The sequence below is a fragment of the Streptomyces sp. NPDC002057 genome (assembly GCF_040296665.1).
GTDB lineage: Bacteria > Actinomycetota > Actinomycetes > Streptomycetales > Streptomycetaceae > Streptomyces.
In genome coordinates this window covers 42,040-65,088 of the sequence record NZ_JBEOXR010000049.1, presented here as the reverse complement: position 1 = coordinate 65,088, position 23,049 = coordinate 42,040, and the positions used below count along the sequence as shown (strand labels likewise).

Below are 23,049 nucleotides of genomic sequence, written 5' to 3'. Positions count from 1 at the left end.
GGCGGTGCGCCCCGCCCGCGCGGGCGGGGCGCGGGGCCGCCCGCGCGGCCCCCCCCGGGCCGGCCGCGGGGCGGGGACCGACGTCCCCGCCCGGCGGCCGGTGGCCGTGCCTGTCGCGGCTACGGCTTCTCCTCGGTGTGGAGGGCGGCCACCTCCTCGGAGGTGAGCGCCCTGTCGTAGGCGTGGACCTCGTCGATCGATCCGTTCCAGAAGTCGACGTTCCCGCCGTTCCAGCGGGCCCGGCCCACGGAGAGCGGTCCGGTGCCGACCTCCGCCGGTCCGGCGGCGGCGGTCGCCGCGAGGACGCCGTCGACGTACAGCCTGATCTCGTTCCTCGCGGCGTCACGGACACCGACGAGGTGGTACCAGCGGCCCGGTTCGGGGGTGGTGACGTACCGGGCGCGGTTGCCGCCGGGGGTGCTGAAGGCGAAGGCGCCCTGGCCGTACTGGAGGTAGAAGGGGTTCTCCTGGCGGCGTCCGTCCTGGCTGACCACGGTCGCGTAGTTGCCGGGCAGGGAGTCGAGCGTGGCCCAGGCGGAGACGGAGTAGCCGGTGGTGGTGTCGAGTACGGGCCCCTCGGTCTCGGCGTACCGGCCCCGGCCGTCGAAGCCGAGGGCGCTGCCGCTCACGCCGGGGACCCAGGTGGTGCCCTCGGTGAGCTTCAGGTGCCCGGCCTGGGGGCCCGCGTCCCGGGCCGTGGCGCCGGTGCCCTCGTCGAGGGACCAGGATCCCCCGCCCTTCAGCTGGTCGCGCTCGCCCGCGGCGGCGCCGGCCGCGATCACCTTCCGGTTGATCTCGCGTACGCGCACCGGGTCGACCTTGATGTCGCGGCGGTCGTAGGTGTAGAGGCCGTTGAGTTCGTTCTCCAGGTCGGAGATCTGGGTGTAGACGGAGCCGGAGAGCTCGGCCCGGGCGGCCTCCAGGTAGTACTTCTCCGTGTTCTCGACGTACTTCCGGGTGAGCGCCTCCTTGTCGGCGACACCGCTGTAGATCACCGTGGGGGCGCCGGGCCACATGTGGCCGGGGGTGCGGAGGGTGAAGCCGCCGTGCTCACCGTCCATGGCGGCCCGTTCGGTGTCGGGGAAGGCCGGGTCGGTGTTGTTGTAGTCGTGGTGGTCGATGATGTCGCCCTTGCCCGAATCACCCTTGGAGTTGCAGCAGTTGACCCCGCTGTGGGCGTTGACGACGCGGGACGGGTCGGCCGCCCCGACGGACTCGGCGATGCGGCCGGTCTCCTCGCGGTTCCACTCGCCCCAGCCTTCGTTGAAGACGATCCAGCCGATGACGGAGGGCGAGTCGTGGTGCTGGCGCATCATCTCGCGGCCCTGGTCGACGAAGGCCCTGTGGCCGGCCTCGTCGGTCAGGTCGCCCGAGACGAAGTCCTGCCAGACGAGGAGGCCGAGCCGGTCCGCGTGGTAGAACCAGCGCTGCGGCTCCACCTTGATGTGCTTGCGTACGGCGTTGAAACCGAGCTTCTTGTGCGCCTCCAGGTCGAAGGCGAGGGCCTTGTCGCTGGGCGGGGTGTAGAGGCCGTCGGGCCAGAACCCCTGGTCGAGGGTGGCGAGGGAGAAGATCGGCTTGCCGTTGAGGACCAGCTTCGGGTAGCCGCCGACCTTCTCGATCCCGATCTTCCGCATGCCGAAGTAGCTGTCGACCTCGTCGGCCGACCTGCCGTCCGTGAGCCTCACTTCGAGGTCGTAGAGGTACGGGTCGTCCGGGCTCCACAGGTGCTGGTTCGCCACCGGCAGGCGCAGCGGACGGTTGGCGGGGCCCTCGATCCGGCCGACGACCTTGCCGCGGGTGTCACGGGCGACGGCCGCGACGCGGGCGCCGGGCGAGGCGTCGTCGGACTCGACGGTCACCGCCAGGGTGCCGGTGTCGATGTCGGGGGTGGTGACGACGTCGTCGATGGAGACGGGGGCGACCGGTTCCATCCAGACGGTCTGCCAGATGCCGGACGACTGGGTGTAGAAGATGCCGCCGGGGTTGGTGGACTGCTTGCCGGTGGGCTGGTTGCGGCCACCGGTGTCGGTGACCGCGACGACGATCTCCTGCGGTCCCGTTCCCTTGATCGCGTCGGTGACGTCGGCACTGAACGCGTTGTAGCCGCCGGTGTGGTCGGCCACCTGCTTGCCGTTGACCCAGACCCGGGCCCGGTAGTCGACGGCACCGAAGTTGAGCTTCAGCCGGTTGTCCCTGGCGCCGCTGCCGACCTTCCAGTCCTTCGGCACGTTCACGAGCCTGCGGTAGAACATGTGGTCCTCGTGCCGCTCCACGCCGGAGAGCTGCGACTCGACCGGGAACGGCACGATGATCTTCTCGTCGAGGTTCCTGCCGAAGACCGGCTGCTCGCCGGCGTCCGCTCCGGCGAACTGCCAGGGCCCGTTGAGGTTCTTCCACCTGCCGCGCACCTGCTGGGGCCGCGGGTACTCGGGCAGCGGGTTCTTCTCGTCCAGCCGGTCGCCCCACTCGGTGGTGAGCCGGTGGGTGGAGAGGTTCTTCGCGGAGCGGAGGATCCGCGGGACGGTCTCGGAGCCGTTCTTCAGGCCGCCCTTCCCGTCGTAGTCGACCCGGACCTGCTGGTTCTTCTGGATCGGCTCGGCGAGGGTGACGAGCACCGAGGTGCGGTCGCCCGGGGCGACGGTGACCGAGCGGATCGGCATGGGGGTGGTGTCGGCCTCGACCGTGAGGTGGTCCTTGACCGCCGCGAGGTCGGAGACCCTGTTCTCGAACCGGGCGCGCAGTCGGCGGCCGCTCTCGTCGACGGTCAGCTCGACCGGGTAGACCTCGAAGTCGTCGGGTGGCGTGAACGCCGACTCCGGTACGAGCTGCTTGGCGAGGGTCGGCGTCGACCAGCGCAGGAACATGTTCGCCCCGCCGACGTCCTGGAACATCTCCAGGCGGAAGTCGTGCTTCTCACCGGCGGTGAGTCTGATCGGCGCGCTGGTCTGTTCCCTGTCCCAGTCGGGTGTCCAGTGGTCGATGACCGGCTTCCCGTCGATGAGGAGCCGGAAGCCGTTGTCTCCGATGCCGTGGAACGTGTAGTCGCCGGTGGCCGGCGCCTCGATCCGGCCCGTCCAGCGGGCGGTGGTGTGTTCGCTCCGGCCCGTGAGGCTCTGGAAGGTGCCCGTGAGTCCGGAGAAGTCGATCTGCGGGTCGAGGGAGGTGCCGCCGAGTACGGCGAAGTCCCGCGCGCCCGGGGCGGACATGCTGAAGTACTCGCCCTTCAGGCCGTGCACCTCGATGGCGGCCTTCTCTGCGGAGGGCTTTCCGGCGGTGGGCTTTCCGGCGGTGGGCTTTCCGGCGGTGGGCTTCTCGGCGGAGGTGGCGGGCGTGCCGGTGGAGGTGGCGGGCGTGCCGGTGGAGGCCGCGGCGGCGGACGGGCCGGCCGACGCGGACTCCGCGGCCGAGGCGGTGGGCAGCAGGGCGCTCGTGGGCAGCACCAGGGCCGCCGCGGTCAGGAGGGCCCACATTCTGGTGCGGGGGTGGGTGTGTCGTCGTGTCATCGAATCTCTACCTCGTGACAGAGGGGAATCGGAGCCGGTCCGGGGGCATGACGGCCGAACCCCCTGGGTGAGGTGGTTCGTGGTCTCCCGGCGCCCGGGTGCGTCCGGCGGTCGCCCACGGCCGTGCGGGCGCCGACGGGCCGACGGCGTCCCGGCCCGGAGCAGCGCGGGCACGGAGTGGCCGACGTGACGGCCTGCCGTCATTCCAACGTTGGAAATCGGTGTGCAGCGGAATGACAGCACGCCGTCCCCCGACTGTCCAGACCCCTCGCACACTCCCGCCGACCGCCCCTCACCCTCGGTGCCACGGAGCCGGGCTGAGTCCCCGGGACTCGTCGGGGAAACCTCGGGGAAACGTCGCTCCGCACTCTTGCCGTGCCGTCCGGCGCACGGTTATAACGTTGTAAAGACGCCGTCGCCGGCTTGCCACGTGAAAGTGTCGAAGGCGTGTCTTCCCAGTTCAGACCCGTACCAACCCGGTCCGCCGGCCTTCCACGGCAGGCTGACAACGTTTCCCTCGATTCTCGCGCGGCCGCACGCCACTCGGCGGTGCCGTCCCCGCCGTCCCCGCCAAGGAGTGTCTTGTCATGGCCCTTCCGAACACGGTCGTTCCGAAGAGAACCCGCACACTCACCGTCGCCTGCCTCGTGGTCGCCACCGCCACGCTCGCGCTGTCCGGCTGCGCCAAGTCCGAGACCTCGAACAACGCCGGCGGCGACAGCAGCCAGGAGGCGCAGGTCGTCCAGACCCCCACGGCGTCCTCGGGCCCCGGGTGCTCGCTGACGGCGTACGGCGCCCCGAAGCTCGACCTCAAGAACGCGATCGTCGGCTTCTCCCAGTCGGAGAAGGAGGCGAACCCGTTCCGTATCGCCGAGACCCAGTCCATCAAGGACGAGGCCGCGAAGATCGGCGTGAAGAAGCTCCTCACCACGAACGCGCAGTCGCAGCTCTCCAAGCAGATCAGCGACATCCAGGACATGCTGGCCCAGGGCGCGCAGTTCCTGATCGTCGCCCCGCTCAACTCCGACGGTCTGGAGCCCGCCCTCCAGGCCGCGGCCGCGAAGAAGGTGCCGGTCCTCACGATCGACCGCAAGGTCAACGCGACCGCGTGCAAGGACTACCTGGCCTTCCTCGGCTCGGACTTCGTCGAGCAGGGCAAGCGCGCCGCCGACGCGATGATCAAGGCGACCGGCGGCAAGGGGAAGGTCGCCATCCTCCTCGGCTCCTCCGGCAACAGCGTGACGACCGACCGCACCAAGGGCTTCGTCGACCAGGTGGCGGCCAAGGCTCCCGGCCTGGAGATCGTCGCCCAGCAGACCGGCGAGTTCGCCCGCGACAAGGGCCAGCAGGTCATGGAGCAGCTCATCCAGTCGAAGCCCGGCATCACGGCGGTCTACGCGGAGAACGACGAGATGGCCCTCGGGGCCGTGACCGCGCTCAAGGCCGCGGGCAAGGCACCCGGCAAGGACGTCAAGGTCGTCTCCATCGACGGCACCCGCAACGCGGTCCAGGCCCTCGCCAACGGCGAACTGAACGCCGTCATCGAGTCCAACCCGCGCTTCGGCCCCCTCGCCTTCGCCACCGCCCAGAAGTTCTACGCCGGCGAGGGCATCCCCGAGGACGTCATCATCGCGGACCGGTCGTACGACGCGTCCAACGCCAAGTCGTCGCTGGGCGGAGCGTACTGACGGCAGATCGCCTCGCGGGAGCGGCGCTGGTCCGGCGGCGTGACGAAGCCGGGCCGGAGCCGGACCGGGCGCGCACGGGTGCCGGAGTGGCGGCGGCGCGAAGCCGAACCGGGCGAGCACCGGCGCCGGGCCGGCGGCGGGGCAGAGCCCGCCCGGGCGCGCACCGGCGCCGAGCCCCGCTCACGTACCGACGCCGGGCTGGGGCGCCCACGCCGGGCCACCAGGGTCGCGCGGGTCGCCACGGACCTCCCCGCCGTGGCGACCCCGCGGTCCCCGCCCGCCGTCCCCCGCCCTTCCTGGCTGACCCCGACGCACCCCCGCCCTCCCGGCCGCCCCCGACGCACTCCCGCTCACCTCCCCGACCGGCTCACCCGATCCAACTCCGGAAAGGCCACGTTCATGGCACCCCCCGAAGCGGCACCGGCCGCGACCGACGGCTCCGGGCCGTCGACCGCGCCGACGGTGCTGGAGGCTCGCGGCGTCGGGAAGCGGTTCCCCGGTGTCGTCGCCCTCGACGACGTGTCGTTCACGCTCCGCGCCGGTGAGACCCACGCCCTCGTAGGTGAGAACGGCGCGGGCAAGTCCACCCTGATCAAGGTGCTCACGGGCGTGCACCGGCCCGACAGCGGCACGTTGCTGCTCTCGGGTCGGCCGATCCACTTCTCCCGCCCGTTCGAGGCACAGCAGGCGGGCATCTCCACGATCTACCAGGAGGTGAACCTGGTTCCGCTGATGAGCGTGGCGCGCAACATCTTCCTCGGCCGCGAACCGCGGACGCGCCTCCGTCTGATCGACTTCCCCCGGATGAACGCCGAGGCCGCCGACCTCCTCGGCGGCTTCGGCGTCACCGTCGATCCCCGCCGCCCGCTGCACACCCTGGGCATCGGCGCGCAGCAGATGGTGGCGCTCGCCCGCGCGGTCTCGGTGCGGGCGCACGTGGTCGTCATGGACGAGCCCACCTCCTCCCTGGAGCCGCGTGAGGTCGAGACGCTGTTCCGGGTGATCGGCGACCTGCGGCGGAAGAACATCGCCGTCGTCTACGTGAGTCACCGCATGGACGAGCTGTACCGGATCTGCGACCGGGTCACCGTGCTCCGCGACGGCCGGCACATCCACACCGGTGAACTGGCCGGTCTGGACCGGATGCGGCTCGTCTCCATGATGCTGGGCCGGGAGATGTCCGAGGTCCGCAGGCACGGTGTGACGAGCTTCGCGGGTGAGGGCCACTCCGTCGCGCGCGACCCCGTCCTCACGGCGACCGGGCTGGTCAGGAAGCACCAGGTGGACGACCTGTCGCTGGAACTCCACGCGGGCGAGGTGCTCGGCCTCGGCGGTCTGCTGGGCTCCGGCCGCAGCGAGACCGCGAAGGCGCTCGCCGGCGCCCTGCCGCTGGACGGCGGACGGATCGCCGTCGGCGGGACCCCGCTGGGGCGGCTCTCGTCGGCGAGCGCCATCCGCGCCGGGATCAGCCTGCTCCCGGAGGACCGCAAGGCCGAGGGCATCGTGCCCGGTCTCTCGGTCCGCGAGAACATCGTGCTCGCGGCGCTCCCCCGCCTCTCGCGCGCCGGGATCGTCTCGCGCGCCCGGCAGGACCGGGTGGTCGACGTCTTCATGAAACGGCTGCGGATCAAGGCGTCCAGTCCCGAACAGAAGGTCGGCGAACTGTCCGGCGGGAACCAGCAGAAGGTCCTCCTGGCCCGGTGGCTCTGCCTCGAACCGAAGGTGCTGCTGCTCGACGAGCCCACCCGCGGCATCGACGTCGGCGCCAAGGCGGAGGTCCAGGCCCTGATCGACGAACTCGCGGAGGAGGGGCTGGCCGTGCTGCTGATCTCCTCCGACATCGAGGAGCTCGTCGAGGGCTCCGACCGGATCGTGGTGCTGAGGAACGGGGCCGCCGCCGGCGAACTGACCGGCGAGCAGGTGTCGGAGAGCGCGCTGCTCGCCGTCCTGGCCGACCACGCTCCCGCCGCCGCGGAGCCGGACCACGACACGACCGACACCGGCACCGGCACCGGCACTGACGCCGATACCGACACCGACGCCGTCACCGACACCGGCAGCCGCACCCGCACCCGCACCGATCTCGACACCGACGCCGACGCCGCGAGGCCGGCCCCCGACACCACCGCGGTCACCGAGGAGGACCCCCGATGACCACCCACGCGACCCCGACCCCGAGCGCCACCGAGGCTCCCGCGCCCTCCCCCGCGCCGCCCACCTCTTCCGTACGGCGCGGTGCGCCCGCGTGGTTGCAGGAGTACGGCGTGTACGCGGCGGTGGCCGTGCTCCTGCTCTTCAACGCCTTCTTCACCGAGCACTTCCTCACCGTCGACAACCTCCGCACCCAGCTGATCCAGGTCGCCCCGATCGTCATCGTGGCCCTCGGCATGGCCCTGGTGATCGGCACCGAGGGGGTCGACCTGTCGGTGGGGTCCGCGATGGCGCTCGCCGCGGCGCTGCTGCCGCTCTACCTGGGGTACGGACTCGTGCCCGCCCTGCTGATCGCCCTGCTCGCCGGGGCCGTCGTCGGCGCGGTCAACGGCGCACTCGTCTCGGTGGTGGGGCTGCAGCCCATCGTCGCCACCCTGGCCCTGTTCGTCGGCGGGCGCGGTCTCGCGCTCGTGATGGCGGACGGGCAGCTCAAGCAGATCGTCAACCCCGACCTGCTGTCGCTGGGCACCGGCAGTCTCCTCGGCATCCCCCTGGTCGTCCTGATCGCGGCCGTCCTCGCGCTCGCGGTGGCCTTCCTCGTCCACCGGACCACGTTCGGGCGCCAGGTCGTCGCCATCGGCGGCAACCGGTCCGCGGCCGCCCTCTCCGGGCTGCCCGTGAAGCGGGTCCTGACCGGGGTGTACGTCCTGTGCGGGGTGCTCGCCGCGCTCGCCGGCGTCCTCGCCACCGCCCGGCTCACCGCGAGCGACCCGTCCTCCCTCGGCACGCTGATGGAGCTCTCCGCGATCACCGCCGTGGTGGTCGGCGGCACCCCGCTGAGCGGGGGATCCATCCGGGTGCTCGGGACCGTCGCGGGGGCGCTGCTGATGCAGTTGCTGCGCGCGACGCTCGTCAAGCACGACCTGCCCGACTCCACCGCCCAGATGGCCCAGGCGGCCATCATCATCGCCGCCGTCTACGTCGCACGGGAGCGCCGATCCCGATGAACCCCACCTCCTCGCTCGCCTCACCGGGTAAGGGCACGACCTCGTCCGCGCCCCTCGGCGGCGCCCCCGGCCGCACGGGGCCGGGTGTCTCCGGCCGGGAACGGCTCGCCGCCCTCGTGCGGAGTCAGGGCGTGCTCGCCGTCCTCCTCCTCGTCGTCGTGATCGCCTCCTTCGTCTACCCGACCTTCGCCACGCTGGACAACGCGCGCGGGGTGACGGTGCAGGCCTCGTTCCTGGCGATCGTCGCCCTCGGCATGACCCTGGTGATCATCACCGGTGGCATCGACCTGTCCGTGGGCTCGGTCTTCGCGCTGGGCGGAGTGCTCGCCGCGTGGGCCTCGCAGTGGGGCATCGTCCCCGCGCTGCTCGTACCGCTCGTGGTGTGCGGGGCGATCGGCCTGGTCAACGGGTTGCTGATCGCCCGGGCCGGCATGGCGCCGTTCATCGTGACGCTCGCCTCCCTGCTGGGGGCGCGCGGGCTGCTGCTCGCCCTGACCGACGAGGGCGCCACCACGTATCTCGTCCCCAAGGGTTCGGCGTTCGCGACGCTCGGGCAGGGCAGCGTCGGCGGCTTCGGGTACCCGATCCTCGTCGCGCTCGTCCTGTTCGGCGCCGGCGGGCTCGTGCTGCAGCGCACGTCGTTCGGCCAGACGCTGTTCGCCGTCGGCGGCAGCGCCGACGCCGCCACGCTGATGGGGCTGCCCGTCGCCCGCGCGAAGGTGACGGTGTACCTCCTGAGCGGGCTGCTCGCGGGACTCGCGGGTGCCGTCAACGCGGCCCGGCTCTCCTCCGGTGTCACGATCGTCGGCGCCGGCATGGAACTCGACGCGATCGCCGCCGTCGTCATCGGCGGAACCCTGCTCGTCGGCGGCGCCGGATCGGTCAGCGGCACCCTGTGGGGCGTGCTGCTGCTCGCCGTCATCCAGAACCTCATCAACCAGATCGGCTCGCTCAACTCCTCGTACCAGTCGGTGGTCAGCGGTGGCTTCCTCGTCCTGGTCGTGGTCGCGCAGCGCTCCCTGTCCCGCGGCCGAAGTACCGTCTGACGATGGACGGATCATGCCCGGGTGCCCGGTTCGCCGGGCTCCCCGGCGCACCGCCGGCGCGTCCCCGGGGTCCGGGGTCCACCGGGCCCCGGGCGGTCCCCGGTCCCTTACCGATCAGAGCCGAACCAGAGGAGTGCCGTGGGCGTCAGCCTCAAGGACGTCGCGCAGCGGGCGGGCGTGTCGATCAAGACCGTGTCCAACGTGGTGAACAACTATCCCCACGTCACACCGCAGATGCGTGCCAAGGTGCAGCGGGCGATCGACGAGCTCGGCTACCGGCCGAACCTCACGGCCCGGCACCTGCGCAAGGGGCGCACCGGCATCATCGCCTTCGCCGTGCCCGAACTCGGCAACCCCTACTTCGCCGAGCTGGCCGGCGCCATCATCGACGCCGCCGCCCAGCACGACTACACGGTGCTCGTCGACCACACGGCGGGGCTGCGGGAGCGGGAACTGCTGGTGTGCCAGGAGTTCCGGTCCCATGTGATCGACGGGCTGATCCTCAGCCCCATCCATCTGGAGACGGCGGACCTGCTCGCCCGGCAGGAGACCTCGCCGCTGGTGCTGCTCGGCGAGCGCGAGTACGCGGCCCCGTACGACCAGATCGCCATCGACAACGTGGCGGCCGCGCGGGACGCGGTCCGCCATCTCCTCGACCTCGGCCGGCGCCGTGTCGCGTTCCTCGGCTCGCGCACCGGCCGCGAGCGGCAGCCCGCGCACCTGCGGCTGCGCGGCTGGCGGGAGGAGCTCGCCGCGGCCGGGGTGGAGCCCGCCGAGACGCTGGTCGTCGCCACGGACGGGTACGGCCGGGCCGATGGGGCCGCCGCCATGGCGGCGCTCCTGGACCGGGGGGAGCGGCCGGACGCGGTCTTCGCGTACAACGACCTCATCGCGCTCGGCGCCATGCGTACCCTCCGTGAGCGCGGCCTGCGGGTGCCGGAGGACATCGCCGTGGTCGGCTTCGACGACATCGAGGAGGGTCGTTTCGGCGCGATCAGCCTCACGACCGTCGCCCCCGACAAGCACGCCATCGCGCGTCTCGCCGTCGACCGGCTCGTCGAGCGGCTCGGCGGGGGGTCCGTCTCCGAGCCGCGCAGGATCAGTCCCGGGTACGAGCTGGTCGTCAGGGAGTCCACCGGACGCGGTCTCCCTCCAGGGCGGAGCGGTACGCCGCCGGAGACGACGGGCTGACCCGCTCCCCCTCCCCCTCCCCCTCCCCCTCCCGCCGCCTCCCCTCCTTCCCTTCGTCTCGTCCCCTCCGTCCGGTCATCCGCTCGCCCCGAGGACTCGCCATGCCCCGACCCACCGTCCGTCACCGGCCGTTCGGCACCGCCCCGAGCGGAGAGGAGGCCGACCTCTGGCGGCTGGACTCCCCCTCCGGCGTGTACGCCGAGATCCTCACGTACGGGGGCGTCCTGCACGCCCTCGGTGTGCCCGACACCGGGGGCCGGACGGCCAACGTCGTCCTGTCGCTGGCCTCGGTGGAGGAGTACGCCGGGAAGAGCCCGTACCTCGGCGCGCTGGTCGGCCGTTACGCCAACCGCATCGCCCACGGCCGCTTCACGCTGGACGGAACGACGTACCAGGTCCCCCGCAACGACCGCGGCCACGCCCTGCACGGCGGGCCCGAGGGCTTCGACACCCGGGTGTGGGACGCGCGTCCCGGCGTGGAGGGTGACACGGCGGTGCTCCGGCTGTCCCTGCACAGCCCCGACGGCGACATGGGGTTCCCGGGCGCCCTCGATGTCACGGTGACGTACGCCCTGGACGCCGAAGGCACCCTGTCCTACGCCTGCGCGGCCGTCGCCGACCGCCCCACCGTCGTCAACCTCACCAACCACGCCTACTTCAACCTGACGGGCGGCGGGGACGTCCTGGACCACACCCTGCGGGTCGACGCCACCGCCTATCTGCCGGTCGACGCCGAGGGCATTCCGCTCGGCCCGCTCCACGACGTGACGGGTACGCCCTTCGACCTGACGAGCCCCCGGCTCCTCGGGGAGGGCGTCCGGGCGGCGGACGAGCAGATACGTCTGGCCGGCGGATACGACCACTGCTGGGTGCTCTCCGGGAGCGAGCCGGGGCCCGTGCGTCCCGCCGCCCGGCTGACGGCACCGGCGGAGAAACGTGTCATGGAGGTGTGGACCACGGCACCCGGTGTGCAGGTGTACACGGCCAACCACCTGGACGGCTCCCTCGTCGACGGCGCGGGGCGTCCGCTCGAACGCCACGGCGCGGTCTGCCTGGAGACGCAGCACCTTCCCGACGCGCCCAACCGGGCCGACTACCCCAGCGCCGTGCTGCGCCCCGGGACGACCGCCCGTCGCCGTACGGAGTTCCGCTTCCCGCACCTGGCCGGCGGGGCGGGCCGCTGACGGGCGGGCTCGTGACGATGTGACGGCCGTGCGGAGGAATCCCGGCCACCCGACACCGGGTCTGCCGATCTCCGTCACCTCTCCTCGACGGATCGGGGTCCGGGCTCGCCCCGAGGTGGCGATTTTCCCCCTTCCGTCCTCAACTGACGCTCTCATCGGTGCTGTTGACTGTGTCACTTACACGTTTGCGCTGCGCGCGAGCGTTCTGGAACTCTCCGTTCGACTTGTCCGGCACAGGAACAACGGAGGCAATCCCCCATGCCCACACGGCGCATACGTCGCGCTTGGCTCACGGCGGCCGTCGCGGCCTCGCTCGCGTTCACCGGCCTCGCCGCTCCCGCCCAGGCGGAGGAGGCCTCGACCAGCGCGTGGACCGCGCCCGGCGGCGCGGCCTCGCCCGGTGACTTCACGATGTCGCCCGGCGCGTTGAACGCCGACACCACCGCGCGGGTCGCCCGTCTGGACGCCGTGCTGCCCAAGTCGGGCGTGCAGGACCTGCTGGCCGGGGCGAACCGCACCGTCCAGCCGTGGTGTTCCCGCGACCCGTTCGGCACCGCCCCCGACCCCGACGTCAAGTACTGCCTGCAGAGCGACGACTCCACCTCGCGCGAGTGGGTCCCCCAGGGCATGACCGGCGTCTCCGACGCGAAGAACAACGAGCTGTGGGGCGAGGCGGCGAACATCCAGCTGTTCGCCTCCTACGACGGCTGGGACCCGGGCCGGGAGGACGACCCGCTGCCGACGGCCGGCGACTGCACCACGGCCGAGCTGGAGAGCAACGACGCCTGCAACCAGAAGGGCGTCCGGATCACCTTCGTGCAGAGCCGGACCAACCCGGCCACCGGCAGCCCCGAGGTCAAGTACCGGCACGTCCTGCTGGGCTGGACGTACGTAAACTCGGCCGACCACGTCTCCTTCGACGGGCTGCACGCCGCCGAGTACCCGATCCAGAAGGGCGTCCACGCGGGCGGCATCGTCTGGTACGGCAACTACCTCTACGTCGCGGACACCCGCAACGGCCTGCGCGTCTTCGACATGCGCACCATCATGGACCTGGACCCGGACGGCGACCCCGCCACGCACGACGCGATGGGGGCCGACACCGACGGCGTGAAGACCACCGCGAACACCGAGGACAGGACGAAGGTCGGCCGGCACGACAACGTCTGGTACAGCTTCGGCTACCGGTACGTGATGCCGCAGGTCGCCGCGTGGAAGTTCAAGGCGCCGCAGGGCAACCCCAAGGGTTCGTACGCCTGCGTCGACACCGGCGCCCCGAAGGCCTCCTACATCTCGCTGGACCGCAGCACCGAGCCGGACCGGCTGCTCATGGGCGAGTACTGCCGTCCGGAGAGCGGCCGCCCGTCCACCGGCCGCATCGCCTCCTACCCGGTCGCGGCCCTGGAGGGGCGCTCCGCCGACGTGAGCGCTCAGGGCTGGGCCAACTACCTGCCGATGGCCGGCGGTGGCGCCCAGGGCGCGGCGGCGTACGACGGCACGCTGTACGTGAACGAGTCGAAGGGCACGGACGAGCCGGGGAACCTCTGGCGCTACCGGTGGAGCGACGGCCGGTTGGTCCAGGACGGCCAGGCGGTCAAGACCGCGCGGGGTGCCGAGGACCTCTACATCGAGCGCGGCACGGGCCGGCTGTGGTCCCTGTCCGAGCACCGTCCGGGGGTGGACTCCGACTGCGAGGCGAACCCGGGCGCCGGCGACCCGGACGGGACGGACTACTGCCAGCGGGTGCTCTACGGGCACAAGCTGAGCTGGCTCGACGCCCAGCCGTAGCGCGGACCGCCGCTACCTCACGGCGGTCAGGGAGGCGTAGACGACCGTGTTGGCCTGGTATCCGGTGCGGTCGGACCAGCCGCCGCCGCAGGTGATGAGCCGCAGTTCGGGGCGGCCGGATTCGCCGTAGACCTTGTCGTCGGGGAACCGGCTCTTCGCGTGGTCCTCCACCGCCTCGACGGTGAAGAGGGCCGTGCGGCCGTCCGCACGGGCGATCGCGATCTCGGCGCCCCGTTCGAGGGCGCCGAGATCGTGGAAGACGGCGGGACCGGCGGGGGTGTCCAGATGTCCGGTGACGACGGCCGTCCCGCGTGATCCGGGCGCGGTCCCGTCGGCGTACCAGCCGGCGAAGGCGGGGAGGTTCACCGGCGGCGGCTCCAGCGCCCCTGCCTCGTCCAGGGCCAGCCGCATCAGGTGGGCGTCGACCCCGATGGCCGGGATCCGGATCCGCAGCGGGTCCGACGCGGGCAACGGCGCGAGGGCCGGGCGCTCCGGCGCGGCGGCCCGTACGGGGGTCCGTGCGGCCTCCGACCGGACCTGGCTCCCGGGCGGCGGAGGGTCGTCGCGCAGGGCGTCGGCGAGCAGCAGGGTTCCGGCGAGCGCGGTCCAGGCGAGCAGCTTGAACGACGGGGTGTACCGCGACGACGGGCCGCCGGCCCTCGTCCCGGAGTCTTTCCTCATGGTGGCGATGCCTTTGCTCGGTGCCGGGACGCACTCCGTCCCCGGGCCCTCGCGGGGCCGGGGACGGAGGCACGGGGCGGGTGGACGGTCAGGCCGGGCTCCCGGCGGCCGTGGCGCGCCGGCGCATCTTGACGGCGCCGCCCGCGACGGCGGCGCCCACCAGCAGCCAGCCGAGGCCGAACTCGGTGCCCTTGTCGGCGGTGCCGCCGAATCCGGCGTCGACGGCGCCGTTCGGGCGGCCGGCGATCTGGTAGGTGGCGGTCAGCTTGACCCGGGGCGGGCACTTGAGGGTCAGGGTGTCCGTGCCCGAGACGGAGTCCTTCGGCAGCTTGAACTCACCCACGAGGACGCCCGGCCGTTCGCCCGCGAAGAGGTGGAAGTTCCCGGCCGCCTCGGAGACGCCCTTGCCGTAGGTCTCCTTGCCGCAGGCGGTCGTGGTGACGGTGACGGTGCTGCCGGGGGCGGCGTTGCGCGGATGGACGCGGACGTCCCTCGACGCGGTCGAGGATTCGCCCTCGGCGGCCAGGGCGGTGGGGGCGGACAGGGCGAGGGTGCCGGCGATCAGGGCGAGCTGGAGACCGGTACGGGCGAGACGCATGGTTTTCTCTCCTCCGAGGGAGCAGTTCTCGGCCGGCGTGTCCGCGCGGCTCCTGTGCTGTGCTCCGTGCCCGAGGGAATCCCCGCTCCGGGACCGCCGCAACGCGAGAAGCGCGCGGGGGTGTCGCCCGGTCGGGCTCTTGACCGCCCTTCCCTGGTTCGTCACCGCAGGTCACGGTAGCTGACCCACCGTGACGAGAAGGTCCGCACCCGGGCGGCGAATGGGCTAGGGCGGCGCGGGGCCGGGGCGGCGGCCGCCGCGTGGGACTGACGGTCGCTCAGGTGAGGTGCGGACCGGTGCCGTTGCCCGCGGGCACGGCACGCTTCCGGGTCCGTTCGACATTCGGGTGGACGGGGCGCCCGAGCGGGTGATCACCGGTGGCGGGCCGGTGGGCCCGCTCATAACTTCGCCATATGACCAGACGACAGATTGCCTACCTGGCATGCACCGTGGCCGTGGTGACGACCGGCCTCGGCGCCGCCCCCGCGTCCGCCTCCCGGACGCTGCATCAGGTGAAGCCCGGCGAATCGATCCAGAGGGCCGTGGACGCCGCACGGCCGGGGGACACCATCGTCCTGTCCCCCGGTACCTACCGTGAGAGCGTCACGATCACGACCTCGAACCTGACCCTGCGGGGCTCGACCGTCTTCCCCACCGTCATCGTGCCCGGCGCCGCCGCGGCCGGCGACGCCTGCGCCAAGGCCGGTCACGGGATCTGCGTGACCGGCACGGACAGCCGCCCCGTCGAGGGCGTCACCGTACGGTCGCTGACCCTGAGGAACTTCACCAAGAACGGCCTGTGGGCCTCGCGGACCGACCGGCTGAGGGTCCACCGGGTGACCGCCGAGAAGAACGGCAACTGGGGCATCGCCCTGGAGCGGTCCGTCCGCAGCACGCTGAGCGGGAACACCGCCCGGGACAACGCCGACGCCGGGCTCTTCGTGTCCAACACCACCGACACCGAGTCGGGGGCGGTCGACGCCGAGGGGACGGTGATCAGTCACAACCGTCTCTCCGGCAACCGCATCGGCCTCACGGTGCGGCGTCTGCGCAACCTCACCGTCCAGTACAACGAGGCGACCGGGAACTGCGCCGCGGTGTTCGTGGTGGGTGACGAGTCCACCCCGCGCGCCGGGGCGATGACCCTGCGCCGCAACCACGTCCACGCCAACAACAAGCTCTGCCCCAAGACGCCCCGTCTGCCCTTCCTCCAGGGCTCGGGCATCGTCCTCACCGGCGCCGAGGAGACGGTGGTGGCGGAGAACAGGATCGTGGACAACGTGGGCGCCTCCCCGCTCTCCGGCGGCATCGTGCTGTTCAAGAGCTTCGTGGGTGCCCTGAACGAGCGCAACGAGATCCGCGACAACGTGGTCCTCCGCAACGGCTCGGCCGACCTGGCCAACCGGGACACCGGCAAGGGCAACACCTTCCGCGGCAACACCTGCGAGGTCTCGGAGCCCGCGGGAATGTGCTGAACGGTCCGAGGGAGCGTGCGGCACGGCACGTGGCGCACGCTCCCCCTCCCCTCCCCCACCCACGGCACGACAGAAGAGACAAGGCGACAGATGACGACTGTTGATCCGGCACCCACGACCCTCGAACCGGCGCCCCCGGCGCCCATGCGGCTGCGGGAGCTCGTCTTCGGGGCGGCGCGCGCCGCGGCCGTCCGCGCGGCCGTCCGCCTCGGCGTCGCGGACGCCCTCGGCGACACCCCCCGCACCGTCGAGGAGCTGGCCGCCGCGGTGGAGACCGAGCCGGGCACCCTGCGCCGACTGCTGCGCGCGCTGGTCGGCCAGGGCGTCTTCGAGGAGCGGCCCGACGGCACCTTCGCCCACACCGAGATGTCCCGGCTGCTGCGCGAGGACGACCCGCACAGCCTCCGGTACATCGCGCTGTGGTGCACCGAGCCGTGGACCTGGGACGTGTGGCCGAAGCTGGACGAGGCCGTACGCTCCGGCCGGGGCGTCTTCCAGGACGTGTACGGCAAGGAGTTCTTCCCGTACCTCAACGAGGACGCCCCCGAGTCGGCGTACGTGTTCAACCGGGCGATGACGACGTCGAGCCGGCAGTCCGCGCAGGACGTCGCCGACCTGCTCGATCTGACGGGGGTCTCCTCCGTCGCCGACATCGGGGGCGGTCAGGGGCACGTCCTGGCGAGCCTCCTGGAGCGCCACCCGGATCTGCACGGCACGCTGCTCGATCTGCCGGGGGTGGTGGAGAACGCCGATCCGCGCCTCCGGGAGGGCGGCTCGCTCGCCTCCCGGGTCCGGATCGTGCCCGGGGACTGCCGCGAGTCCATCCCGGTCGAGGCGGACGTGTACGTCATCAAGAACATCCTGGAGTGGGACGACGACAGCACCCGCAGGGCGCTGGCCAACGTCCGGAAGGCGGCCCGGCCGGGTGCCCGCGTCGTCGTGATCGAGAACCTCGTGGACGACACCCCGTCGATGAGGTTCACCACCGCCATGGACCTGCTGCTGCTCCTCAACGTCGGCGGTGCGAAGCACACCCGGCAGAGCCTGGTCGACCGGCTGACCGAGGCGGGCCTCCTCATCGGCGAGATCCGGCCGGTCAACGCGTACCTCCACGCCTTCGAGTGCACCGTCCCCGCCTGATCCCGCGGGGCGTACGGAAAATCCCGAGGCCGCCGGCCCCGTGTTCTCACGGAGTCGGCGGCCTCGGGATGTCCGCTGTGGCCTCGTTCAGGAACCGGCGTCCCGCTCCCAGCGGTAGAAGCACTGCGCCATGGCGTCCTTGGGGCTGCGCCAGGTCTCCGGGTCGTACGCGCTGACGTACGCCGACAGTCGCTCGCTGGCGCTCCGGAACTCGGGGTGCCCGGTCAGCTTCGCGATGGCGGGCGCCGGGTCCCGCTCCGACTCGATGAGGTGCAGGTAGACGTCGCCGAACTGGAACAGGCGGCGCCGGGAGACGCCGACCAGGTGCGGCAGTTCGCCGCGGTCGGAGTCGGTGAAGACGTCGGCGATCGCCGGCGCCGAACCGGGCGCCATACGGGCGACGATCAGGGCGTGGTGCATCGAGTGTCCTTCCTGGGTGTGGGGGTCAGCCGGGCAGGACCGGTGCGTGCCGGCGCTCACGGGCGACCTGCTCGATGCGGTCCCGGATGAGGGCCATCTGGGTGCGGGAGTTGCGGTTGATGTTGTCCGTCATCCAGTCGTCGTCGACCGGGGCGTCGGGCTTCATCGCGAAGTCCTGCACCCAACGCATGTGGACGCCGGCCGGTGTCTCCTCGTACTCCCACCGGATCCTCATGTGGTCGAACGGTCCGGTCTCGACGCGGCGGGCGTTGACGGTGCGCCTCTCGCGGTCCACGGTGCGTTCCGACACCCAGCTCCAGACCTTCCCGGACTCGTCCGGGTGCATGGTCAGGCGGAAGGTCGTCGAGTCGCCCTCGCGGGAGAGCACCTCCAGGGAGGCGTACTCGCTGAAGAGCCGGGGCCAGTTCTCGATGTCGTTGGTGATGTCCCAGACGAGGTCGAGGGGGGCGTCGATGGTGACGCTGTTGTCGGTGTGTCCCGGCACGTCAGACTCCCGTCCTGAACGAGTTGTTGACGAGGCCGATGAACTCGGCCGGCGTCTTGCAGCGCTCCGCGTCGGTGGGGAGCGACCGGCTGTACCGGTTCTCCAGCTCGCCGACGATGCCGAGCAGGCCGAGCGAGTCGAGGCCGATGACGCTGAAGGGCGTCTCCGACGTCCTCTCCAGCTCCCGGGGGTCGACGGTGACTCCGGCCGCCTGCTTCATCAGCGTGGCGAGTTCGTCGAAGGTGACTTCGGTGGTGATCATCTCTGTTCTCCTTCCCGCCCGGTCTACCGGGCGGTGTCGCCGCCGCGGCGCACTACCAGCGCCGCGTTGGATCCCATGAGTCCCCTGCTGAGGACGAGGGCCGTGCGCAGCTCGGCGGGGCGAGCGCGGGACATCACCAGATCGAGGTCGTGGTCGATGTCGAACACGTGGGGGGTGGGGGGCACCAGGCCGTGTTCCATCGCGAGGACGGCGGCCGCGGTGTCCAGGACGGGTGCGCCGCAGTAGGCGCGGCCGAACCCGGTCTTGGGCGCCGTGACGGGCACGCGGCGGGCGTGTGCCCCCAGGGCGTCGGCGATCGCCAGCGCCTCGGCGCGGTCCGCCTCGGGGACGCCGAGGGCGTCGGCGAAGACGACGTCGATCTCCTCCGGGGCGCAGTCGGCCTCGGCGAGCGCGACCCCGATGGCGCGGGCGAGTCCCTCCCGGGACTCCTCCCAGCGGGAGGCGCCGGTGAACGTGGCGCCGTGTCCGGCGACGACGGCCCGGACGGTGGCTCCCCGGTCGCGGGCGCGGTCCTCGTCCTCCACGACGAGCATGCCGCCGCCCTCGGCGGGCACGAAGCCGCAGGCTCCCGCGGTGAAGGGGCGGTAGGCGCGGTCGGGTTCCTCGACGGTGCTGAGCTCGGGGTAGCCGAGCTGGCACACCATCGAGTACGGGGCGAGGGGCGCCTCGGCGGCGCCGACGACCACGGCGCCCGTGCCGCGCCGTACGGCGCGGGCCGCGTGGGCGAGGGCGTCCAGGCCGCCGGCCTCGTCGCTGGCGACGACGCCGCACGGTCCCTTGAAGCCGCTCCGGATGGAGATCTGGCCGGTGCTCGCGGCGTAGAACCAGGCGATGGACTGGTACGGGCCGACGAACTTGGAGCCCTGGCCCCACAGCTTCTGGAGCTCACGCTGGCCGAACTCGCCGCCGCCGGACCCGGCGGCGGTGACGACTCCGATGGAGAAGGGATCCTCGGGGTCGTCCCGGCCGACGCCCGCGTCGTCGAGCGCGAGCTGGGCGGCGGCCATGGCGTAGTGGCTGAACCGGTCGGTCTGGACGAGGAAGCGTTCCTCGATGAGGGCGGCGGCGTCGAAGCCGCGGACCTCGCCCGCGACCTTGAGCGGAAGGTGCTCGCAGCCCTCGCGGGTGATCCGGTCCAGGACGCCGATGCCTTCCTGGACGGACTTCCAGTACGTCCCGGCGCTCAGTCCGTTGGGGGCGATCACCCCGATGCCGGTGACGGCGGCGCGCCGTGGGCGCTCGGTGCTCATGGTGTCCTCCCTGCCGGCTCCGTCAGGAGCACCGCGGACTGGAACCCGCCGAAGCCGCTGCCGACGGAGAGCACGTTCCTGAGCTTCCGGGGGCGGGCGGTGCGCGGCACGTAGTCCAGGTCGCACTCGGGGTCGGGGATCTCGTAGTTCGCCGTCGGCGGTACGACCTGGTGCTTCAGGGCGAGGACGCAGGCGGCCACCTCTATCGCGCCGATCGCTCCGAGCGAATGTCCCACCATCGACTTGATGGAGCTCATGGGCGTGTCGTAGGCGTGGGCGCCGAGGGACCGCTTGACGGCGGCCGTCTCGTGCCGGTCGTTCTGCCGGGTGCCGGAGCCGTGCGCGTTGACGTAGTCGATCAGTGTGGGGTCGAGCCGGGCCTGGTCGAGCGTGCTGTCGATCGCCCGGGACATCTCGAGTCCCTCACCGGTCAGACCGGTCATGTGGTACGCGTTGCCGAAGGTGGCGTAGCCGCCGATCTCGCAGTAGATGTGCGCACCGCGGGCCCGGGCGTGCTCGTACTCCTCCAGGACGAGGACCGCCGCGCCCTCGCCCATCACGAAGCCGTTGCGACGGTTGTCGAAGGGCTTGGAGGCGTGGGCGGGGTCGTCGTTGTCGGGCGACGTCGCCTTGATGGCGTCGAAGCAGGCCATGGTGATCGGCGATATCGGGGAGTCCGACGCCCCCGTGATGCAGACGTCCGCCCGGCCCTCCTGGATGGTGTGGAAGGCGTAGCCGACGGCGTCGAGACCGGAGGTGCAGCCGGTGGAGACGGTCTGCACCGGGCCGCGGGCGCCGAACCGTTCGGCGACGACCGAGGCGAGGGTGCTCGGGGAGAACGCCATGTGGAGTTTCGGGTCGGCGGCCCGGTGGTCCACGTCCCACCGCTGTCCGCCCGCGCTGACCAGGACGTAGTCGTGTTCGAGCCGGGTGGTGCCGCCGACGGCGCTGCCGAGGGAGACGCCGACGCGCCACGGGTCCTCCGTGTCGGTGTCGAGGCCGGAGTCCTGGACGGCTTCTCCGGCGGCGACCACGGCGAACTGGATGTACCGGTCGGCGTGGGCGCTGAGCTCCGGGTCGAGGCCGTGCGCGAGCGGGTCGAAGTCGCACTCGGCGGCGATGCGGGAGCGCAGGCCCGCCGGGTCGAACAGGGTGATGCCGCGGGTCGCGGTACGGCCTTCGGCGAGGAGGTCCCAGAACGCCGCCGCTCCGGTGCCGCCCGGGGCGACCACGCCGATCCCGGTGACGGCCACGCGCCGGTTCACTCGATCGCCCCGCTCCGCTCGGCCGGCTGCCCGGGATCGCCCACGGTCAGGTGCGGCCCGGCGGCGGCGAGCTCGGCCTCATCGGTGTCCTCCGTGTCGACGTGGCCGAGGCTCGGCCGGGGTGCGAGGGGGCCCAGGTGGAAGACCATCCGGGCCTCCTCGTCGCCGACGTTGCGGAAGCGGTGGCGCACGTCGATGGGGATCAGGAGCCCCTGCTCGGGCCTGAGCGCGTACGTCTCCCCGTCCAGGTCCACTTCGAGCGCGCCGGAGACGACGTACACGAACTCCTCGGAGTACGGGTGGTAGTGCTCACCGATGCGCTCGCCGGGCTGAACGATGGCCAGGCCCATGAAGCCGCTGGTGGAACCCACCGTGGCCGGGGTGAGCATGGCCCGCAGGTCACCTCCGCGCCTGCGGTTGGGCTCCGTCTCGCTCAGTTTCACGATGCGGGGACGCTGATGAAGCATGGTTGATACCTCCGAGTGTGGCGGTGACGTCCGGGAGAACGGTCACGGGTTGGGCCGCGGCGGCACGTCGGGAACCCTCAGGATTCCGCCGAGGTGCGGTCGGTGACGGGCAGCATGTCGGCGTGCGACAGGAGCCGGTTGATGTTGCGGTCCGTCGTCAGGGAGCCCTCGACGCCGATCGCGGCGCCGTCGAGGAGCCGCTCCAGCTCGGCGGCCTTCCGCGGGCCCTTGAGACCGAGCGAGGCGACGGGGTCGAGGTCGAGGTCGCCCGTGATGTCGATGAGGCGCACCACGATGTCGTCGCGGTGGAAGACGGTGCTGCCGTACACGGGGCTGTCCGGGTCCTCGGCCGCCTCGGCGTCCTGCCGGGCGAGGAGCTGGGCCAGCTCCATGCCGTGGCCTTCCTTGGCCGGGTAGTACAGGGCGTGACGCCGCAGCTCGGCCGGGGCCGGGCGGCTGGACACCACGTGCTGGACGGCCGGGAGCGCGGCCCGGGTGAAGAAGACGCGCGCCGATTCGGGGTCGGTCAGGTCCCGGTCCTGCTCCAGGTACGGGTTGATGGCCTCCTCGACCGCCCGCACCTCGGGCTGGCGGGCGACGTGGCGCAGGGCCACCAGGAGGTCGCCCTCCACCTCCACGGCCCGCACGACGCGGTTGCCGTGCATGAAGAGCGAGGTGCGGCGCAGCCGGGTGGTCTCGTCGACCTGGGCCTTCGGCGACTCGTACCCGGCCAGGAGCTCCGCGACCTTCGACTCGGAGCCCGGCTTGACGGTGAAGGTGAGGGCGTGGCGGGCCACTCCGTCACCCACGCGGGGCGCCACCTGCACGCCGGCCGAGGCCTGCGCGAGCGGTTCGCGGACTCCGGTCTCGCGCAGCACGCTGTAGCGCATCGACCGGGTGTCCCGGACGCAGCTGTGCATCGGCTTGACGGTTTCGACGTGCTCCTCGCTGTTCACCCAGGCGAGGAACGGCGGAGCACTCTCCCACTCGCTGGTGATGAGCCACTGCGAGGGGTTCTCGATGGACTGGCAGAGCTGGTCACTGATGTGACCGGGGACGGTGGCGACCTGGCGGCGCATGAGGTCGTACGCCTCCAGGAACTGCTGCTGCGCGCCCTCGTACAGGTCGAGCAGCAGGATCACCCGCAGCCTGGAGCCGTCGAACGCCGACTGGGAGATACGTGCCGACGTGGTCATCCGGCACACCTCTTCTCTCTTCGGGGAGGGTCGGAAGGATCCGCCCTGCCCGAGGAGGGCAGGGGTCGTCATGTGCCGATCGTCGGCGTGCCTCGGCGAGTCGCGCGAGTCCCACGGGGCGGATGAGTGAACCGCGCGTCATTCGGGTGCTCCGAACGCGGGAAGCGGTCCGCGCAGGGCATGGATCTCCTTCCCACCCCCGACTCGC

The 23,049-nt window shown here is 72.0% G+C and carries 19 protein-coding genes; 9 read left to right on the top strand and 10 right to left on the bottom strand.

Annotated elements, in window-relative coordinates; all coding sequences use genetic code 11:
- Positions 1 to 119 precede the first annotated feature (119 nt).
- Positions 120 to 3,506 (bottom strand): LamG-like jellyroll fold domain-containing protein, encoded by a 3,387-nt coding sequence (locus tag ABT129_RS29675; RefSeq protein WP_351907729.1) that lies wholly within the window; start codon positions 3,504 to 3,506, stop codon positions 120 to 122.
- A 587-nt stretch (positions 3,507 to 4,093) separates the two neighbouring features.
- Here ABT129_RS29675 and ABT129_RS29670 point away from each other — a divergent pair.
- From ABT129_RS29670 to ABT129_RS29640, 7 genes are all read left to right on the top strand, one after another.
- The gene (locus ABT129_RS29670; RefSeq protein WP_351907727.1) at positions 4,094 to 5,194 is read left to right on the top strand and encodes an ABC transporter substrate-binding protein; all 1,101 of its coding nucleotides are present in this window, start codon (positions 4,094 to 4,096) and stop codon (positions 5,192 to 5,194) included.
- Positions 5,195 to 5,593: 399 nt separating this feature from the next.
- Positions 5,594 to 7,348 (top strand): sugar ABC transporter ATP-binding protein, encoded by a 1,755-nt coding sequence (locus ABT129_RS29665; protein ID WP_351907725.1) that lies wholly within the window; start codon positions 5,594 to 5,596, stop codon positions 7,346 to 7,348.
- Complete coding sequence (locus tag ABT129_RS29660) at positions 7,345 to 8,352, top strand: ABC transporter permease (protein ID WP_351907723.1); 1,008 nt, start codon at positions 7,345 to 7,347, stop codon at positions 8,350 to 8,352. Before ABT129_RS29665 ends, ABT129_RS29660 begins: the two co-directional genes overlap by 4 nt.
- Positions 8,349 to 9,398 carry an ABC transporter permease gene (locus tag ABT129_RS29655; protein ID WP_351907721.1) on the top strand — a complete coding sequence of 350 codons (1,050 nt, stop codon included), beginning with the start codon at positions 8,349 to 8,351 and terminating at the stop codon, positions 9,396 to 9,398. Before ABT129_RS29660 ends, ABT129_RS29655 begins: the two co-directional genes overlap by 4 nt.
- Before the next feature lie 138 nt (positions 9,399 to 9,536).
- Positions 9,537 to 10,589: a LacI family DNA-binding transcriptional regulator gene (locus tag ABT129_RS29650; protein WP_351907719.1), complete on the top strand. Its 1,053-nt coding sequence runs from the start codon at positions 9,537 to 9,539 to the stop codon at positions 10,587 to 10,589.
- Between the two features lie 101 nt (positions 10,590 to 10,690).
- The gene (locus tag ABT129_RS29645; RefSeq protein ID WP_351907717.1) at positions 10,691 to 11,773 is read left to right on the top strand and encodes an aldose epimerase family protein; all 1,083 of its coding nucleotides are present in this window, start codon (positions 10,691 to 10,693) and stop codon (positions 11,771 to 11,773) included.
- A 258-nt stretch (positions 11,774 to 12,031) separates the two neighbouring features.
- Positions 12,032 to 13,561 carry a hypothetical protein gene (locus ABT129_RS29640; protein ID WP_351907715.1) on the top strand — a complete coding sequence of 510 codons (1,530 nt, stop codon included), beginning with the start codon at positions 12,032 to 12,034 and terminating at the stop codon, positions 13,559 to 13,561.
- A gap of 12 nt (positions 13,562 to 13,573) precedes the next feature.
- On the opposite strand, the gene ABT129_RS29635 is transcribed toward ABT129_RS29640, so the two are convergent.
- Together ABT129_RS29635 and ABT129_RS29630 are read right to left on the bottom strand one after the other, a co-directional pair.
- Entirely contained in the window at positions 13,574 to 14,242 is a 669-nt protein-coding gene (locus ABT129_RS29635) for a class F sortase (protein ID WP_351907713.1), read from the bottom strand.
- 88 nt (positions 14,243 to 14,330) lie between these two features.
- The gene (locus tag ABT129_RS29630) at positions 14,331 to 14,840 is read right to left on the bottom strand and encodes a sortase (RefSeq protein WP_351907711.1); all 510 of its coding nucleotides are present in this window, start codon (positions 14,838 to 14,840) and stop codon (positions 14,331 to 14,333) included.
- A 413-nt stretch (positions 14,841 to 15,253) separates the two neighbouring features.
- Here ABT129_RS29630 and ABT129_RS29625 point away from each other — a divergent pair, with 413 nt between their 5' ends.
- Both ABT129_RS29625 and ABT129_RS29620 read left to right on the top strand, forming a co-directional pair.
- Entirely contained in the window at positions 15,254 to 16,315 is a 1,062-nt protein-coding gene (locus tag ABT129_RS29625) for a right-handed parallel beta-helix repeat-containing protein (RefSeq protein ID WP_351907709.1), read from the top strand.
- A gap of 90 nt (positions 16,316 to 16,405) precedes the next feature.
- Complete coding sequence (locus tag ABT129_RS29620; RefSeq protein ID WP_351907707.1) at positions 16,406 to 17,455, top strand: methyltransferase; 1,050 nt, start codon at positions 16,406 to 16,408, stop codon at positions 17,453 to 17,455.
- Positions 17,456 to 17,542: 87 nt separating this feature from the next.
- Here ABT129_RS29620 and ABT129_RS29615 read toward each other — a convergent pair whose 3' ends face one another.
- From ABT129_RS29615 to ABT129_RS29585, 7 genes are all read right to left on the bottom strand, one after another.
- Positions 17,543 to 17,875 (bottom strand): TcmI family type II polyketide cyclase, encoded by a 333-nt coding sequence (locus ABT129_RS29615; RefSeq protein WP_351907706.1) that lies wholly within the window; start codon positions 17,873 to 17,875, stop codon positions 17,543 to 17,545.
- Positions 17,876 to 17,900: 25 nt separating this feature from the next.
- Positions 17,901 to 18,380: an SRPBCC family protein gene (locus ABT129_RS29610; RefSeq protein WP_351907704.1), complete on the bottom strand. Its 480-nt coding sequence runs from the start codon at positions 18,378 to 18,380 to the stop codon at positions 17,901 to 17,903.
- A 1-nt stretch (position 18,381) separates the two neighbouring features.
- Positions 18,382 to 18,642, bottom strand: a complete 261-nt coding sequence (locus tag ABT129_RS29605; RefSeq protein WP_351907702.1) for an acyl carrier protein — start codon at positions 18,640 to 18,642, stop codon at positions 18,382 to 18,384.
- Positions 18,643 to 18,665: 23 nt separating this feature from the next.
- A complete protein-coding gene (locus ABT129_RS29600; protein WP_351907700.1) occupies positions 18,666 to 19,913 on the bottom strand; it encodes a ketosynthase chain-length factor in 1,248 nt (415 codons plus the stop codon).
- Positions 19,910 to 21,178 (bottom strand): beta-ketoacyl-[acyl-carrier-protein] synthase family protein, encoded by a 1,269-nt coding sequence (locus tag ABT129_RS29595; protein WP_351907698.1) that lies wholly within the window; start codon positions 21,176 to 21,178, stop codon positions 19,910 to 19,912. The genes ABT129_RS29600 and ABT129_RS29595 overlap by 4 nt, the downstream gene beginning before the upstream one ends.
- Complete coding sequence (locus ABT129_RS29590; RefSeq protein ID WP_351907696.1) at positions 21,175 to 21,645, bottom strand: cupin domain-containing protein; 471 nt, start codon at positions 21,643 to 21,645, stop codon at positions 21,175 to 21,177. Before ABT129_RS29590 ends, ABT129_RS29595 begins: the two co-directional genes overlap by 4 nt.
- Positions 21,646 to 21,722: 77 nt before the next feature.
- Positions 21,723 to 22,841: a SchA/CurD-like domain-containing protein gene (locus ABT129_RS29585; protein WP_351907695.1), complete on the bottom strand. Its 1,119-nt coding sequence runs from the start codon at positions 22,839 to 22,841 to the stop codon at positions 21,723 to 21,725.
- Positions 22,842 to 23,049: the final 208 nt, after the last annotated feature.

Coding starts and splice junctions, on each gene's coding strand:
- ABT129_RS29625 (WP_351907709.1), top strand. CDS start 15,254: ATGACCAGACGACAGATTGCCTACCTGGCATGCACCGTGGCCGTGGTG.
- ABT129_RS29620 (WP_351907707.1), top strand. CDS start 16,406: ATGACGACTGTTGATCCGGCACCCACGACCCTCGAACCGGCGCCCCCG.
- ABT129_RS29640 (WP_351907715.1), top strand. CDS start 12,032: ATGCCCACACGGCGCATACGTCGCGCTTGGCTCACGGCGGCCGTCGCG.
- ABT129_RS29645 (WP_351907717.1), top strand. CDS start 10,691: ATGCCCCGACCCACCGTCCGTCACCGGCCGTTCGGCACCGCCCCGAGC.
- ABT129_RS29660 (WP_351907723.1), top strand. CDS start 7,345: ATGACCACCCACGCGACCCCGACCCCGAGCGCCACCGAGGCTCCCGCG.
- ABT129_RS29600 (WP_351907700.1), bottom strand. CDS start 19,913: ATGAGCACCGAGCGCCCACGGCGCGCCGCCGTCACCGGCATCGGGGTG.
- ABT129_RS29675 (WP_351907729.1), bottom strand. CDS start 3,506: ATGACACGACGACACACCCACCCCCGCACCAGAATGTGGGCCCTCCTG.
- ABT129_RS29635 (WP_351907713.1), bottom strand. CDS start 14,242: ATGAGGAAAGACTCCGGGACGAGGGCCGGCGGCCCGTCGTCGCGGTAC.
- ABT129_RS29605 (WP_351907702.1), bottom strand. CDS start 18,642: ATGATCACCACCGAAGTCACCTTCGACGAACTCGCCACGCTGATGAAG.
- ABT129_RS29665 (WP_351907725.1), top strand. CDS start 5,594: ATGGCACCCCCCGAAGCGGCACCGGCCGCGACCGACGGCTCCGGGCCG.
- ABT129_RS29655 (WP_351907721.1), top strand. CDS start 8,349: ATGAACCCCACCTCCTCGCTCGCCTCACCGGGTAAGGGCACGACCTCG.
- ABT129_RS29670 (WP_351907727.1), top strand. CDS start 4,094: ATGGCCCTTCCGAACACGGTCGTTCCGAAGAGAACCCGCACACTCACC.
- ABT129_RS29590 (WP_351907696.1), bottom strand. CDS start 21,645: ATGCTTCATCAGCGTCCCCGCATCGTGAAACTGAGCGAGACGGAGCCC.
- ABT129_RS29615 (WP_351907706.1), bottom strand. CDS start 17,875: ATGCACCACGCCCTGATCGTCGCCCGTATGGCGCCCGGTTCGGCGCCG.
- ABT129_RS29630 (WP_351907711.1), bottom strand. CDS start 14,840: ATGCGTCTCGCCCGTACCGGTCTCCAGCTCGCCCTGATCGCCGGCACC.
- ABT129_RS29585 (WP_351907695.1), bottom strand. CDS start 22,841: ATGACCACGTCGGCACGTATCTCCCAGTCGGCGTTCGACGGCTCCAGG.